This is a genomic window from Acinetobacter parvus DSM 16617 = CIP 108168 (genome assembly GCF_000368025.1).
Classification (GTDB): domain Bacteria; phylum Pseudomonadota; class Gammaproteobacteria; order Pseudomonadales; family Moraxellaceae; genus Acinetobacter; species Acinetobacter parvus.
The window spans coordinates 71474-84296 of record NZ_KB849211.1 but is presented as its reverse complement, the minus strand read 5'-3'; the positions used below and the strand labels follow the sequence as shown (position 1 = coordinate 84296).

12 protein-coding genes are annotated in these 12823 nt (G+C 42.2%); 6 read left to right on the top strand and 6 right to left on the bottom strand.

The features are described 5' to 3' along the window. The first annotated feature begins 1 nt into the window (after position 1). From F988_RS02500 to F988_RS14270, 6 genes are all read left to right on the top strand, one after another. Positions 2-661: an urea amidolyase associated protein UAAP2 gene (locus F988_RS02500; RefSeq protein WP_004680877.1), complete on the top strand. Its 660-nt coding sequence runs from the start codon at positions 2-4 to the stop codon at positions 659-661. Continuing rightward, positions 654-4259, top strand: coding sequence for an urea carboxylase (gene uca / locus F988_RS02495; protein ID WP_004680876.1), 3606 nt, complete (start codon positions 654-656; stop codon positions 4257-4259). The genes F988_RS02500 and uca overlap by 8 nt, the downstream gene beginning before the upstream one ends. A 234-nt stretch (positions 4260-4493) precedes the next feature. Next, entirely contained in the window at positions 4494-4616 is a 123-nt protein-coding gene (locus tag F988_RS15540) for a hypothetical protein (RefSeq protein ID WP_004680874.1), read from the top strand. A gap of 7 nt (positions 4617-4623) precedes the next feature. After that, on the top strand, positions 4624-5061 hold the full coding sequence (locus F988_RS02490; RefSeq protein WP_004680873.1) for a CopG family ribbon-helix-helix protein: 438 nt from the start codon (positions 4624-4626) through the stop codon (positions 5059-5061). Between the two features lie 97 nt (positions 5062-5158). Further along, positions 5159-6190, top strand: a complete 1032-nt coding sequence (locus tag F988_RS02485) for an ABC transporter substrate-binding protein (RefSeq protein WP_004758173.1) — start codon at positions 5159-5161, stop codon at positions 6188-6190. A gap of 416 nt (positions 6191-6606) precedes the next feature. Then, positions 6607-7697 (top strand): IS4-like element ISAba1 family transposase gene (locus tag F988_RS14270; protein WP_141629355.1). Its coding sequence is split into 2 segments (ribosomal slippage): positions 6607-7144 and positions 7144-7697, totalling 1092 coding nucleotides; the frame shifts between segments, so codons are not numbered across the junction. A 37-nt stretch (positions 7698-7734) separates the two neighbouring features. Here F988_RS14270 and F988_RS02470 read toward each other — a convergent pair. From F988_RS02470 to F988_RS02440, 6 genes are all read right to left on the bottom strand, one after another. Next, entirely contained in the window at positions 7735-8064 is a 330-nt protein-coding gene (locus F988_RS02470) for a DMT family transporter (RefSeq protein ID WP_004680869.1), read from the bottom strand. An 11-nt stretch (positions 8065-8075) separates the two neighbouring features. Then, on the bottom strand, positions 8076-8963 hold the full coding sequence (locus F988_RS02465) for a hypothetical protein (protein WP_004680868.1): 888 nt from the start codon (positions 8961-8963) through the stop codon (positions 8076-8078). After that, positions 8963-9964 carry an isopenicillin N synthase family dioxygenase gene (locus F988_RS02460; RefSeq protein ID WP_004680867.1) on the bottom strand — a complete coding sequence of 334 codons (1002 nt, stop codon included), beginning with the start codon at positions 9962-9964 and terminating at the stop codon, positions 8963-8965. The genes F988_RS02465 and F988_RS02460 overlap by 1 nt, the downstream gene beginning before the upstream one ends. A gap of 75 nt (positions 9965-10039) precedes the next feature. Then, positions 10040-10915, bottom strand: coding sequence for an ABC transporter ATP-binding protein (locus F988_RS02455; protein WP_004680865.1), 876 nt, complete (start codon positions 10913-10915; stop codon positions 10040-10042). Beyond that, positions 10915-11853 (bottom strand): ABC transporter permease, encoded by a 939-nt coding sequence (locus tag F988_RS02450; RefSeq protein WP_004680864.1) that lies wholly within the window; start codon positions 11851-11853, stop codon positions 10915-10917. The genes F988_RS02455 and F988_RS02450 overlap by 1 nt, the downstream gene beginning before the upstream one ends. A gap of 457 nt (positions 11854-12310) precedes the next feature. Continuing rightward, the gene (locus F988_RS02440) at positions 12311-12739 is read right to left on the bottom strand and encodes a hypothetical protein (protein WP_004680863.1); all 429 of its coding nucleotides are present in this window, start codon (positions 12737-12739) and stop codon (positions 12311-12313) included. Positions 12740-12823 lie beyond the last annotated feature (84 nt).

Below are 12823 nucleotides of genomic sequence, written 5' to 3'. Positions count from 1 at the left end.
CATGACCACATTACAATTTCAAAATACGGTTTTAGATGAAGTGTGTCCAGCAGGCGAAGCATGGATGTGCGAAGTCAAAAAAGGACAACTGTTTCGTATCGTTGATTTAGAGGGCAATCAGGCGGTGGATACCTTGTTTATCAGTGCAGAAAATCCTGATGAACGTTATAGCGCAACCGATACTCTGACCCAAAACCAGCAAATTTATCTGGAGCAAGGGACGACTTTGTATAGTAATTTTGCCCGTCCTATTGCCACCATTGTTGAGGATAATTGCGGACGACACGATACTTTGGGCGGTGCGTGTTCCTGTGAAAGCAATACTGTGCGTTATGCCCATGATAAATATCCAATGCACAGTTGCCGTAATAATTTTATGTATGCGCTTGCCAAGCATCCGCTTGCCCATAAACATCAACTGAATGTGCGCCATTTAGGACCCAATATTAATTTCTTTATGAATGTGCCTGTGACGCCAGCAGGGCATTTAATGTTTGATGATGGGGTTTCCGCAGCAGGAAAATATGTCGAGATTCGGGCGGAAATGGATTTAATTGTATTAATTTCCAATTGTCCGCAACTGAATAATCCATGTAATGCCTATAACCCAACGCCTATTCAACTGATTGTTCTTGAAGCGGAGGAGTTGAGCCATGTTTAATAAAGTTCTGATTGCCAATCGTGGCGCAATTGCCTGTCGTATTATTCGTACCCTGAAAAAATTAGGCATTCAATCGGTTGCAGTGTATTCCGAAGCGGATCGGGATTCCTTGCATGTCACACTGGCCGATGAAGCGGTGTTTATTGGCGATTCTGCGGCACAGCAAAGCTATTTAAATATTGATAAAATTCTTGAGGTTGCCAAGCAAACAGGCGCACAGGCGATTCACCCTGGTTATGGTTTCCTCTCAGAAAATGCCACTTTTTGTGATTTATGCGAGCAACAGGGCATTGTGTTTATTGGCCCAACTTCGCAACAAATGCGGGATTTTGGCTTAAAGCATACTGCCCGTGAATTGGCGATTGAAAACAACGTGCCATTATTGCCAGGGAGTCAACTGCTTAAGGATGAAGCGGAAGCAATTGCTGAAGCCAGCCGTATTGGTTATCCCGTGATGCTGAAAAGTACCGCAGGTGGTGGCGGTATCGGCATGCGTCTAGTCTGGAATGAAACCGAATTGCAGGAAGCCTATCAAACGGTTTCTTACTTGGCACAAGCCAACTTTAAAGATGCAGGCTTATATTTAGAAAAATTTGTACAAAATGCCCGCCATATCGAGGTACAGATTTTTGGCGATGGTCAGGGCAAGGTTCTTGCTTTGGGCGAACGTGATTGCTCGGTGCAACGCCGTAACCAGAAAGTGATTGAGGAAACGCCTGCGCCACATCTTAATGCTGAACAACGAGAATATATTCAAAAAGTTGCCATTCAATTGATGCAATCGGTGCAATACCGTTCTGCGGGCACGGTTGAATTTGTGATGGACACCGATACCCAGCAATTTTATTTCCTTGAGGTCAATACCCGTCTGCAAGTTGAGCATGGCGTGACTGAGCAAGTGTTTGGGTTGGATCTGGTTGAATGGATGGTCACGCTTGCCAGTGGTGACTGGGTTGCACCAACTGAACTTTCTGAGCCAAAAGGACATTCGATTCAGGTGCGTTTATATGCTGAAGATCCAATTAAAAATTTCCAGCCGAGCGCAGGATTGCTCACCAGTGTTCAGTTTGATGCAGATTCACGAGTGGAAACATGGGTAGAAACAGGATCGAACGTTTCCTCATTTTATGATCCGATGATTGCCAAGATTATCGTCACGGCGGTTGATCGGGAGCAGGCAATTCAAGCCATGCAAAATAGCCTAAGCAATACGGAAATTGCAGGCATCGAAACCAATCTGGAATATTTACAGAATATTGTGGGTTGTGATGTGTTTCATGCAGGTACACAGACCACACGTTTTCTGAATAGCTTTGAATGGAAAACTGAAAAAGTTGAAGTATTGCAGGCAGGCATTCAAACGGCGGTACAGGATGTCACAGGGCGCTTGGGCTATTGGGATGTCGGTGTGCCGCCATCAGGCGCAATGGATGCCTTAAGCCTGAATGTTGCCAACCAATTGTTGGGCAATCCATTCAATACCGCAGCTCTGGAATGTACCTTGCAAGGGCCAACACTGAAATTTCATTGTGATAGTCAAATTGCCTTAACAGGCGGTCACATGCAGGTAACACTGGATGGTGTCGATGTGCCAATGTGGACAACCATTAATATCCGTAAGGGACAAGTGCTGAAATGCGGGCGCATTATCACAGGATGTCGCAGCTATATCGGCATTAAAAATGGTCTAAAATTACCTGACTATTTGGGCAGTCAAGCCACCTTTACTTTGGGACAGTTTGGTGGATATGCAGGACGTAATCTGTTGATTGGTGATATGTTGCCGATTTCTGCTTATCACTCTACAGAAACCACCACATTAGAACCCGCACAAATTCCTGATTTTACCCAGACATGGCAAATTGCAGTGATGTATGGCCCACATGGCGCGCCTGATTTCTTTACTGCTCAGGATATTTCCATGTTCTTTGCACAGGAATGGGAAATTCATTTTAACTCCAGCCGTACAGGGATTCGTCTGGTGGGGCCAAAACCTGAATGGGCACGAATTGACGGTGGCGAAGCTGGCTTACATCCATCCAATATCCATGATAATGCCTATGCCATTGGTGCGATTGATTTTACAGGCGACATGCCGATTATTCTGGGGCCAGATGGCCCAAGTCTCGGTGGTTTTGTTTGTCCTGCGGTGGTGATCCATTCGGAATTATGGAAACTCGGTCAACTGAAAGCAGGCGACAAGGTTCAATTTATTCCTGTCAGTTATCAGCAGGCACAGCAACTAGAACAACGTTATCAGGCTGCGTTGCAGAGTAAAAATACCGCTCAGGTTAATTTCTCAGCAGCAATTCACGCTGAACCCATCACCCTGAAAAATGCGGTGTTGGCAACCTTGCAACAAGGTGCAGATAAGCCAAACGTGACTTATCGCCCAGCAGGTAACCAATATCTATTGGTAGAATATGGCGATCTGGTACTGGACTTAAATCTGCGTTTCCGTATTCATGCCTTGATGCAATGGGTCAAATCGCAGAATATTCAGGGCATTATTGACTTAACTCCGGGTATACGTTCGCTCCAGATTCATTTTGATTCCTCAGTTTTGGATCAACTGGATTTATTGCGCTTATTACAGGTGGCAGAAGCTGAATTGCCTGATATTGAAAATATGCAGGTGCCATCCCGAACCGTGTATTTACCCCTTGCTTGGGAAGATTCGCAAACGCAATTGGCAACCGAAAAATATATCCAATTGGTACGACCTGATGCACCATGGTGTCCTGACAATATTGAATTTATCCGTCGTATCAATGGCTTGTCATCCAAGCAGGCGGTGAAAGATATTGTTTATAGCACCTCTTATCTGGTGATGGGTTTGGGTGATGTGTATTTGGGTGCGCCTGTTGCCACACCGTTAGACCCAAGACATCGTTTGGTCACCACCAAATATAATCCAGCACGGACATGGACACCTGAAAATGCCGTGGGTATTGGTGGCGCCTATATGTGTGTCTATGGCATGGAGGGGCCAGGGGGGTATCAGTTTGTTGGACGCACAACCCAAGTATGGAGTCGTTATCGCCAAAACCCGAATTTTGAGCAGCATAAGCCGTGGTTACTTCGATTCTTTGACCAGATCAAGTTTTATGAGGTGTCTGAATCTGAATTGATGGCAATGCGTGAAGACTTTAAGGCAGGTCGCTTGCAATTGAAAATTGAAGAGGGTGTGCTCAATCTCAAAGAATACAATGCTTTTCTTCAGGAGAATCAGGACAGTATTCAGGCATTTAAACAGGTTCAGCAAAGCAATTTTGAAGCAGAACGGCAAAGATGGCATGAAGCAGGCTTGGCGGAGTACGTTTCTGAAGCTCTGGATATAATTGTTGATGATTCAGAAATTAACATACCGAATGGGGGTATGGTGGTGGAGTCGCACATGCCAGGTTCAGTCTGGAAAATTGAGTGTGCTGTGGGTGATGTCATTGAAGAGGGGCAAACTTTGGCTGTGATTGAAGCCATGAAAATTGAAATCCCAATTGTTGCGCCAGCAAAAATGCAGGTCGATCAGATCCTGATTGATAAAGCGCAAACGGTTAAAACAGGACAGGTATTGTTTACTTTAGCTCCTGTTGCATAAACTCGCTGTAATGATGCAGAAAAGCTCCATCTTGAAACATGGAGCTTTTTTATGTTCAAAATTTCTCATTCTATAAGAAGATTTTTGCTGTCATTTACTATCGCGCAGGGTGACATGGATGCCGCCTCCACAATAGTAGATATGGTTAAAAGACTCTTATTAATTTTATTAAAAACTGGCACAGATACTGCATTAAATATTACGAATTAAAAAATTAGTAATACTGAGGTTGCCATGAAAAAACATCCAGTCATGAACCAGTACTTAAAAACGCTCCAGTTATTTTTAGTCAATCTGATGACGGTAAGAGCAGGTCTATATATCAAGCAAAAACCCAGCAATCTCAAGAAACAGTAGGTTTAGCATGAACAGTAAACCCAAGCTTTCACGGATCAGCATCACTGTTCCTGAAAATACGGTGGAAGCCTTAGACCAGAAGATCGTGGAAGAACACTATGAAAGCCGTTCACAGGCGATTGTGGACATGATCAACCATCACTTAATTGATCAGCATAGCTCAGATAATTCAGTGATGGTCGGGACACTGACGCTGTTATACCAGCGTCGTACGGCAAATATCCGTATACAGATTGGTGATCTGCAACATCAATATCTGGAACAGGTGATTAGCTCGCTGAGTGTACAGCTTGATGCTGAAAAGATTCTGGAAGTGATGTTGCTTCAAGGCAAAAGCAATGATCTAAAACAGATCAGCCAGCAATTTATTGCACTGAAAGGTGTCATCAAGGGGCATCTGGAACTGATGGATGCCGTGATGCCACCGCTCCAGCAGAATGATTAGGGAGAAATACACACAGCAAGATGAAATACGAAATTTTAACGTTCAGGTTCTAAATCATCATCCATATATTGATTGCATTCTATTCGGGGGTTCTGTAATGAAACATGCAATGACATCCTTATCTCTTTCTGTTCTATTGAGTTTTGCTGTAGCGGGTTGTGATAATTCAGCTAAAGTACCGACTGCCAGCCAGAAAGAAGATACAAAAAATACCGCAACAGGTACACCGATCACCATTGGCTATAGCGACTGGCCTGGTTTCGTGGCTTGGCAAGTGGCGATTGAGAAAGGCTGGCTCAAAGAGGCAGGACTCAATGTTGAATTTAAATGGTTTGACTATTCGGCTTCACTGAATGCCTTTGCTGCCAATCAACTGGATGCGGTACTGACCACCAATGGTGACAACCTTGTCACAGCATCAGGTGGAACCAAAGGCATGATGATCATGGTCACTGATTATTCCGCAGGCAATGACGTGATTATTGCTAAGTCAGGTATCAACTCAGTGACGGATTTAAAACGTAAATCGGTGGCAACCGAAAAAGGGTTGGTGGATCATTTACTTCTTTCGACTGCTTTAACCGATGCCAAAATCCCATTAACCGATATTAAACTGGTCAATTCTGTCACCAATGAATTACCACAGGTATTTGCCAGCCCAGAAGTATCTGCTATCGCCGTGTGGCAACCTGTGGCAAATCAGGCCTTAAAATCTGTAGCAGGTTCAAAAATTATCTATAGTTCCAAAGATAAGCCAGGTCTGATATATGATGGGGTATCTGTTAATATGAGCCACTTATCCGCCCATAAAGAGGAATGGAAAAAGCTGATTCAGGTCTGGGATAAAACGGTTAAATATATTAATGATCCTGCTACACATGCCGATGCGGTCAAGATTATGTCCAATCGAGTCGGGGTCGATCCTACCCAGTATGAACAATTTGTGGGTGGCACTCATTTACTTGATTTGGCAGGCAATAAAAAAGCCTTTGTAAAAAATGATAGTTTTGATTCGGTCTATGGGTCCTCTTATCATGTAAATCAGTTTAATGTAAACAATGGCATCTATAAAACCGCCGTTGATGTGGATGGTCTGATTTATCCTGATTTGGTGAATGAATTGAAATAACTAACTTGAGTTCGATTTAAATATTTATCTAACTTGTTGCTAAAAAATTATCTTGGCGGAGTCTTGCCGAGTTCTCATCCAATTTCAGTATATGTCTTCGACGACCTACTTTTGTTTCGGCAAAAGTAGGCAAAACCATTGTCATGCGCAAAACTCGTTGACTACCACCAATTAGTTTAATAAATCGCAGAAACAGCACTTTACTAATAAAGTCCTGTCTCAAACAGTTGCGGATGACGTTTCCGAGTATCATATTTTATTCAGAATTTTATATCGAACTCATGTTAACTAGATTGCAGATATAAAAAATGCTTCAAGAATGAAGCATTTTTTATGCAAAAATTTCTCTGTACACGACAAAAATAGATAACTCATTGAAATAATGTCACAATAATTGTTTTCTAACGACGAATACTATGACACATCTCAATGAGTTATATCTTATCTTAAACAAATCTCTAAAATGGAACAAGTCACATTTAAAGTGCTTTTCGCTCATCATGCTTGCGATCATTTTAAAGCAAACGTGCAATCTTTCTTCTGCATCTAAAGCCTTGCCCATCAAGTGCTTACCACAATCATTTTATCGGCGTATGCAGCGCTTCTTTGCAGGTCAGTATTTTGATTATCGTCAAATTTCTCAGTTGATTTTCAATATGTTTTCATTCGACCAAGTGCAACTGACTTTAGATAGAACCAATTGGAAATGGGGAAAACGAAATATTAATATCCTGATGCTCGCAATCGTTTATCGTGGAATAGCGATACCTATCCTTTGGACATTGCTTAATAAACGTGGAAATTCAGATACGAAAGAGCGTATTGCTTTGATTCAACGCTTTATAGCCATTTTTGGTAAAGACCGTATTGTGAATGTGTTCGCAGACAGAGAGTTTATCGGTGAGCAGTGGTTTACATGGTTAATTGAACAAGACATCAACTTCTGCATTCGTGTAAAAAAAACTTCATTGTCACCAATCATTTAGGAAAGAATCATAAAATTAGTGATTTATTTCGCCATCTTAAAGTTGGTCAAATTGAATGTCGTAAACGACGGATTTTGGTTGGTCGGGTGAAACTATATATAAGTGCACTACAGTTAGAAAATGGAGAACTTTTACTCGTCGTTTCTCCTCAGTTTAATGCCAATGCTATTCAGGATTATGCATTACGCTGGGAAATTGAAACCTTATTCAGTTGTCTCAAAGGACGCGGGTTTAATCTTGAAAATACGCGCTTGACAGACCCTAGACGAGTGAAAAAATTGATTGCGGTGTTAGCTATAAGCTTCTGTTGGTGTTACTTAACGGGTGAATGGCAACATAATCAAAAAAAAGCGATAAAAATAAAGAAGCATGGACGACTCTCAATGAGTTTATTTCGCTATGGTTTAGACTATGTTCAAATGGCGATTCAGCATTTAATTGGTTTTGGGAAAAAAGAAGAGTTTAAGGAAATTTTGGCAATTTTAAGAAAGCAGAATCCTGATAGGATAAGGGTTCTGTGAAATTTGTCGTGTACAGAGCAAAAATTTATATAAAAATTTAAAGATGAGTACTTTTTGAAAAGACATTGATCACGATAATGCCTGCAATCATCATACTTAAACCAATAAATGCCGCCAGATCCAGAGACTGCTTGAAGAAAAACCAGCCAATACTGGAAATAAGAATAATCCCAGCACCCGACCAGATTGCATAGGCAATACCGACTGGAATAAATTTTAGGGTTAAGGATAAGAAATACAAGGAAATCGCATAGCCCACCGCTGTGATGAGTGAGGGCAGAGGAACGCTAAATCCATTTGAGGCTTTGAGTGCAGAAGTGGCGATCACTTCCGCAATAATTGCAATCACCAAATATAAATAGGGCAAATCAGGCTCCTTTATTCAACCACTTGAGCATTTTTAAGCAAATGATCCTGTTCCTGCTGTAACCAGTTATGGCTTGCGTCAGAGGTAATCGATTGACGAACAAACTGGAACTCAGGCTGGTACAGGTCAAGCTGAAAATAACAGAGATAATCTTCCCCATGAATCTGGCGAATTTGCGTAATAATGCCCTGATCATTCAATTCAAAACCAGTCAGTTGTATAGATTCACCGACACGGTTGGCTTGCGTACTATATTCAATTTTCGGATTATTGAATGCCACAGAAACCTCATAGCTTTCAATTTCTGCTTCATTTATGACATCTTGTGCCAGTGCCTGATCAAGTCTGGAAAAGTCTGAAAGTTTGTCTTGAATCTGTGGCAGTCGGGATTGTGCATAGGCAATATGTGCGCCTGCCACAATCAATCCGCCATCCATTGCAAATACTTCACCATTATCCAGATGTTGTACCTGATACAAGCGTAAACCGAGCAATGGCCCTGTATGCGACAATTGTCGCCAATCTTCTACATAGGCATTGGAGGGTGAAAACTCCAATAGACAATTACCTACCGCATGTAATGTGGCAGGTTCTGGCCACTGAATGCGTGGTTGGTAGCTTTGCTGAACATCCCATGACAGTAACTGCTGTGCATGATCCCAAACCGTATCGCCAATCCAGCCTTGTCTTTCAGTGATGGGAGTAGAGCGTGCATCTGACAGGCGTAGATCAAGCGTAAATGTTCGGGACTGAAACCAGTAAACAATGGTGTTTTCATCGGTCAGTCCATTATAAAAACTGATACTTTTACGCCTAAAACTACCGAGTAAATAATGGGGTAAACTGACTTGCTGTAGATCAGTTGGACTTAACTGCTGCAATAATTCATTTAAATCCATTATTTTTCTCCAGATTCAGCCAGACCAAAAGAATCCAGAGGCATGGCATTTTCCAGCACCAACTCACCCCGATCAATGCGTTGTTTTAAATACTGGAAAATCTGCGCAGTCTGGTTAAATAAATGTTCACCGCCTTTTAATGGCTTATATTTAGGTGCTTCATTTTTAATCACAGGCTGGATCATATAATCATAATCGCAGGAGAAAAATAAAGGGAATGAATACCGTTCTTCCTTGACCCGTTTGACCCGATGTTTGGTGGCGATATAATGCCCATTGGATAAAATTTCCATCATGTCACCGATATTCATGATCATGGTATTTTTAACCAGTGGAATATCGGTCCATTCACCTTGTTTGTTGAGTACCTGCAAGCCAGGTGCGGTCGGAAATAACAGGGTAAAACATTCATAATCCGTATGTGCGCCAATGCCCATGGCATCTTCAGCATCAGGATTATAAGGATAATGAATCAGCCTGAGCTGACTGGGCGCATGTTGCAAATGCGCATCAAAGAATTGTTCTTCGAGCCCCAGAGCCAACGCAAAGGCATGAAAAAGTTGATGTCCGACATCCTTGATATGCTGATAATAGCTCAGGACATTTTGTTTAAATTCTGCATCATCGGGCCATTGCGTTGGGCCAACTAAAGGACGACGATTTTCAGTTGCTTGATAATCATAATTGACATCATAGGTTTCTTTTAAATCGTAGGTATTGCTTTTAAAACGTTCCTCACCAATCGGCACATAGCCACTGTGATTTTCAGACAGACCAATATAATTTTGCATTTTTTTCGCTTCATCCTGAGCGAAATAGCGCTGTGCAGTTTGCACCAGTTGCTGAAATAAAGCGGGCTGGAGCTGATCACCCCGAATATATAAAAAACCGACTTCACGGCAGGCCTGATCCAGTTCCTGTGCGACCTGTAATCGTTCCTCAAGCTGTGGACTGGTCAATTTTGAAATATCGACCAAGGGTAAAACATAATCCTGTTTCATGCATCACACCATTTAGCTGGTCGTCCAGCACATAAATAAAACGCTTTGGGTCGTCCCAAAGATTATACAAAATCTTTATTCAGCATCGACCTGCGTCATACGGGGAATTTTCGGTAAATGAGTCAGGGCAGGATCAAGCTCATCTTCCTGAGCATGCACCAGTTGATCTACCTTGTTTCTCAGGCGTTGAAACTCAGGCGTATTCATTAGCTCTGTACCACGCGGGTGAGGCAAATCTACTTCAATAATTTCCTTGATTTCGCCAGGATTGGCTTTGAGCGCCACAATACGATCAGCCAGTAGAATCGCTTCATCCATGTCATGGGTAACAAAAATGATAGTGATATCAATGTTTTGCCATAAATCCATCAAATGTCGTTGCATTTTCTGACGAGTATGTGGGTCAAGTGCACCAAACGGTTCATCCATCAATAAAATCTTGGGTTCATTGACCAAGGCGCGGGCAATTGCAACTCGTTGTTTCATCCCACCTGACAGTTGGTGCGGATACTGGTTTTCATATTTTTCTAGACCAATGATATTGATCCATTCTCTCGCCATCTCTTCGGCACGAGTTGCACTGATGCCTTTCATCAAAGGCCCAAACATGACATTTTGCTTAACCGTTTTCCAAGGAAATAGGGTATAGCCCTGAAACACCATGCCACGTTCTGAACTTGTGCCTGTGATAGCTTGACCATCAACTAAAATTTCACCACTATGATAAGGGTCTAAGCCAGCCACCACACGGCTCAAGGTGGATTTGCCACAACCTGACGGGCCAATCACACAGACAAATTCACGTTTATGAATTTTTAAATCCAGTTGATTGAGAATGGTGCGTTGCTCTTTGCCATGCTTAAACACCTGTGTCAGTTTTTTTGCTTCCAGAATCACAGGACGGGCATAAATTTGTTCAAAATAAACATTCGCATCAAATTGAGTTTCCATTATTTTGCTCCTGCTTTCCATTTAAATAGACGTTCGCCTAATTTCATCAACATCACATCGGTGACCAAACCAATCACACCAATAATTAAGATAGCGGCATAGACATTCTCAAAATTCTGGTAACGGGCTTGTTGAGTGATAAACCAGGTAATCCCCGAAGTGGCCCCGATCAATTCTGATACGATTAAATAAGTCCACGCCCAGCCCAGTAACACCCGTAAATCACGGTAAATATCAGGCAGTGCCGCAGGAATCACCACATGAAATAAACTTTTGGCTTTATTTGTTCCCAGTGTATAACCCGCTTCAATTAGGCCGCGATCCACCATACGAGTGGTATTGGCAATAATCAGGATTTGCTGAAATAAGGTGCCGATCACGATAATGGCAATTTTAGGTGCATCATTAATGCCCAAAATGGCAACTGCCAATGCGCCAAATGCAGGCGCAGGTAGATAACGGAAAAACTCGACAAAGGGTTCAGTCAATCGGGAAATCGTGGCAGAAAAGCCAGATAAAATGCCGAGTGGAATACCAATCAGAGATGAAATAAAGAAAGCGATAAACACAATCTTGATACTGTGCCACAGACTTTGATGCAACCACGGCGCATCAGGTTGTTGTGGTGGTGTGGTAAAGGATGTGACCAGCGCTTTGGCAACCTCATGTGGTGCAGGCAGATAAATTGGATTGACCAGAATCCCATTTGGCGGTGTTTTACCTGCATCCACTGCCTGTTGCGCTTCACGATAAAAGGCAGTTTTTTCAATACGTGTGCCGACCTGTAAATAAGACACACTGCCAGAATCGGTAATTTGTACCTGTGGATGCCAGATAAAGGGCAGGTAACTGACGCAACTCCAAATCAGGATGGGAATCAGGAAAGACCCCAAACCTAACAAAAGTTTTTTCTTTTTTGAGAATACTGAATCATGCATAGGTTTGTACCTATCGAGTAATACGATTTTTTAAAAACGTAATACTTGAAGCAATTTTGATGCCATTCCTGAGACTAGGATAAAGTGACTTATTTAAAAGATGGCCGATGAGAAAAATTCATCAATTTATTGAGCTTTAATTTTTTATCTATTTGATTTTTTTAAATTTAAAAAATTAATCCGATAAATGAAAAATTTTCATAGTGGAAACATCAACCTGATCATAAAGATATTTATATGGCAGGTTATGGAGCAGGGTAGCTCAAATCTTTATCAACAACCCATACATGCACAGAAAAAAAGCACGTATGCTCCACCTGCAAACTTGGGTGATGCGCTCGGTGCTTATTGTATCGGTATAAAAAGAAACACTATGAAGTTGGTTGAATACATCAAGACCAAATGCTTTTAGAAATTTTAATCGTAAAAAAGCGCCCAAAGGCGCTTTTCTAAAATATCAGTGATGACGATGCTTTCTTTTTTTCTTGTATTTTTTAGACTGGTAATTGTCATAGTCGCGGTCCTGACCGACTTTACGACCCAAAGCTGCACCACCTGCGGCACCCGCAGCGGCACCAATATAACCGCCTGTTGTACCACCTACATTCTTACCAACGGTATAACCGCCCACGCCACCTAAACCACCACCAATTGCAGCTTCAGTACGGGTATGTTTACTACTTGCAGCCGCTGCACCACCAGCACCGCCAAGTGCGGAACCAATCATGGCACCATTGTTGCCACCGATCTCCTTACCAATTGCAGTGCCCACCACACTTCCCAAGGCAGATGTGGCAGCAACACGAGTTGCATTATCAGCGTGTGCTGTAGTCACCAAAGTTGAGCTGGCTAAAATCGCACCCAATAACCAAATATTCGCTTTCATTTTGACGACATCTTTTGTAATGGAGGGAAATGTAACAAAGTTTGAGGGGAAAATTGTGGAGATGGCTGCCTGAATTATTACGTT

Excerpts from the sequence above, each read along its gene's own strand:
- F988_RS02500 (WP_004680877.1), top strand. The coding sequence starts at position 2 with ATGACCACATTACAATTTCAAAATACGGTTTTAGATGAAGTGTGTCCA.
- uca (WP_004680876.1), top strand. The coding sequence starts at position 654 with ATGTTTAATAAAGTTCTGATTGCCAATCGTGGCGCAATTGCCTGTCGT.
- F988_RS15540 (WP_004680874.1), top strand. The coding sequence starts at position 4,494 with ATGAAAAAACATCCAGTCATGAACCAGTACTTAAAAACGCTCCAGTTA.
- F988_RS02490 (WP_004680873.1), top strand. The coding sequence starts at position 4,624 with ATGAACAGTAAACCCAAGCTTTCACGGATCAGCATCACTGTTCCTGAA.
- F988_RS02485 (WP_004758173.1), top strand. The coding sequence starts at position 5,159 with ATGAAACATGCAATGACATCCTTATCTCTTTCTGTTCTATTGAGTTTT.
- F988_RS02465 (WP_004680868.1), bottom strand. The coding sequence starts at position 8,963 with ATGGATTTAAATGAATTATTGCAGCAGTTAAGTCCAACTGATCTACAG.
- F988_RS02460 (WP_004680867.1), bottom strand. The coding sequence starts at position 9,964 with ATGAAACAGGATTATGTTTTACCCTTGGTCGATATTTCAAAATTGACC.
- F988_RS02455 (WP_004680865.1), bottom strand. The coding sequence starts at position 10,915 with ATGGAAACTCAATTTGATGCGAATGTTTATTTTGAACAAATTTATGCC.
- F988_RS02450 (WP_004680864.1), bottom strand. The coding sequence starts at position 11,853 with ATGCATGATTCAGTATTCTCAAAAAAGAAAAAACTTTTGTTAGGTTTG.
- F988_RS02440 (WP_004680863.1), bottom strand. The coding sequence starts at position 12,739 with ATGAAAGCGAATATTTGGTTATTGGGTGCGATTTTAGCCAGCTCAACT.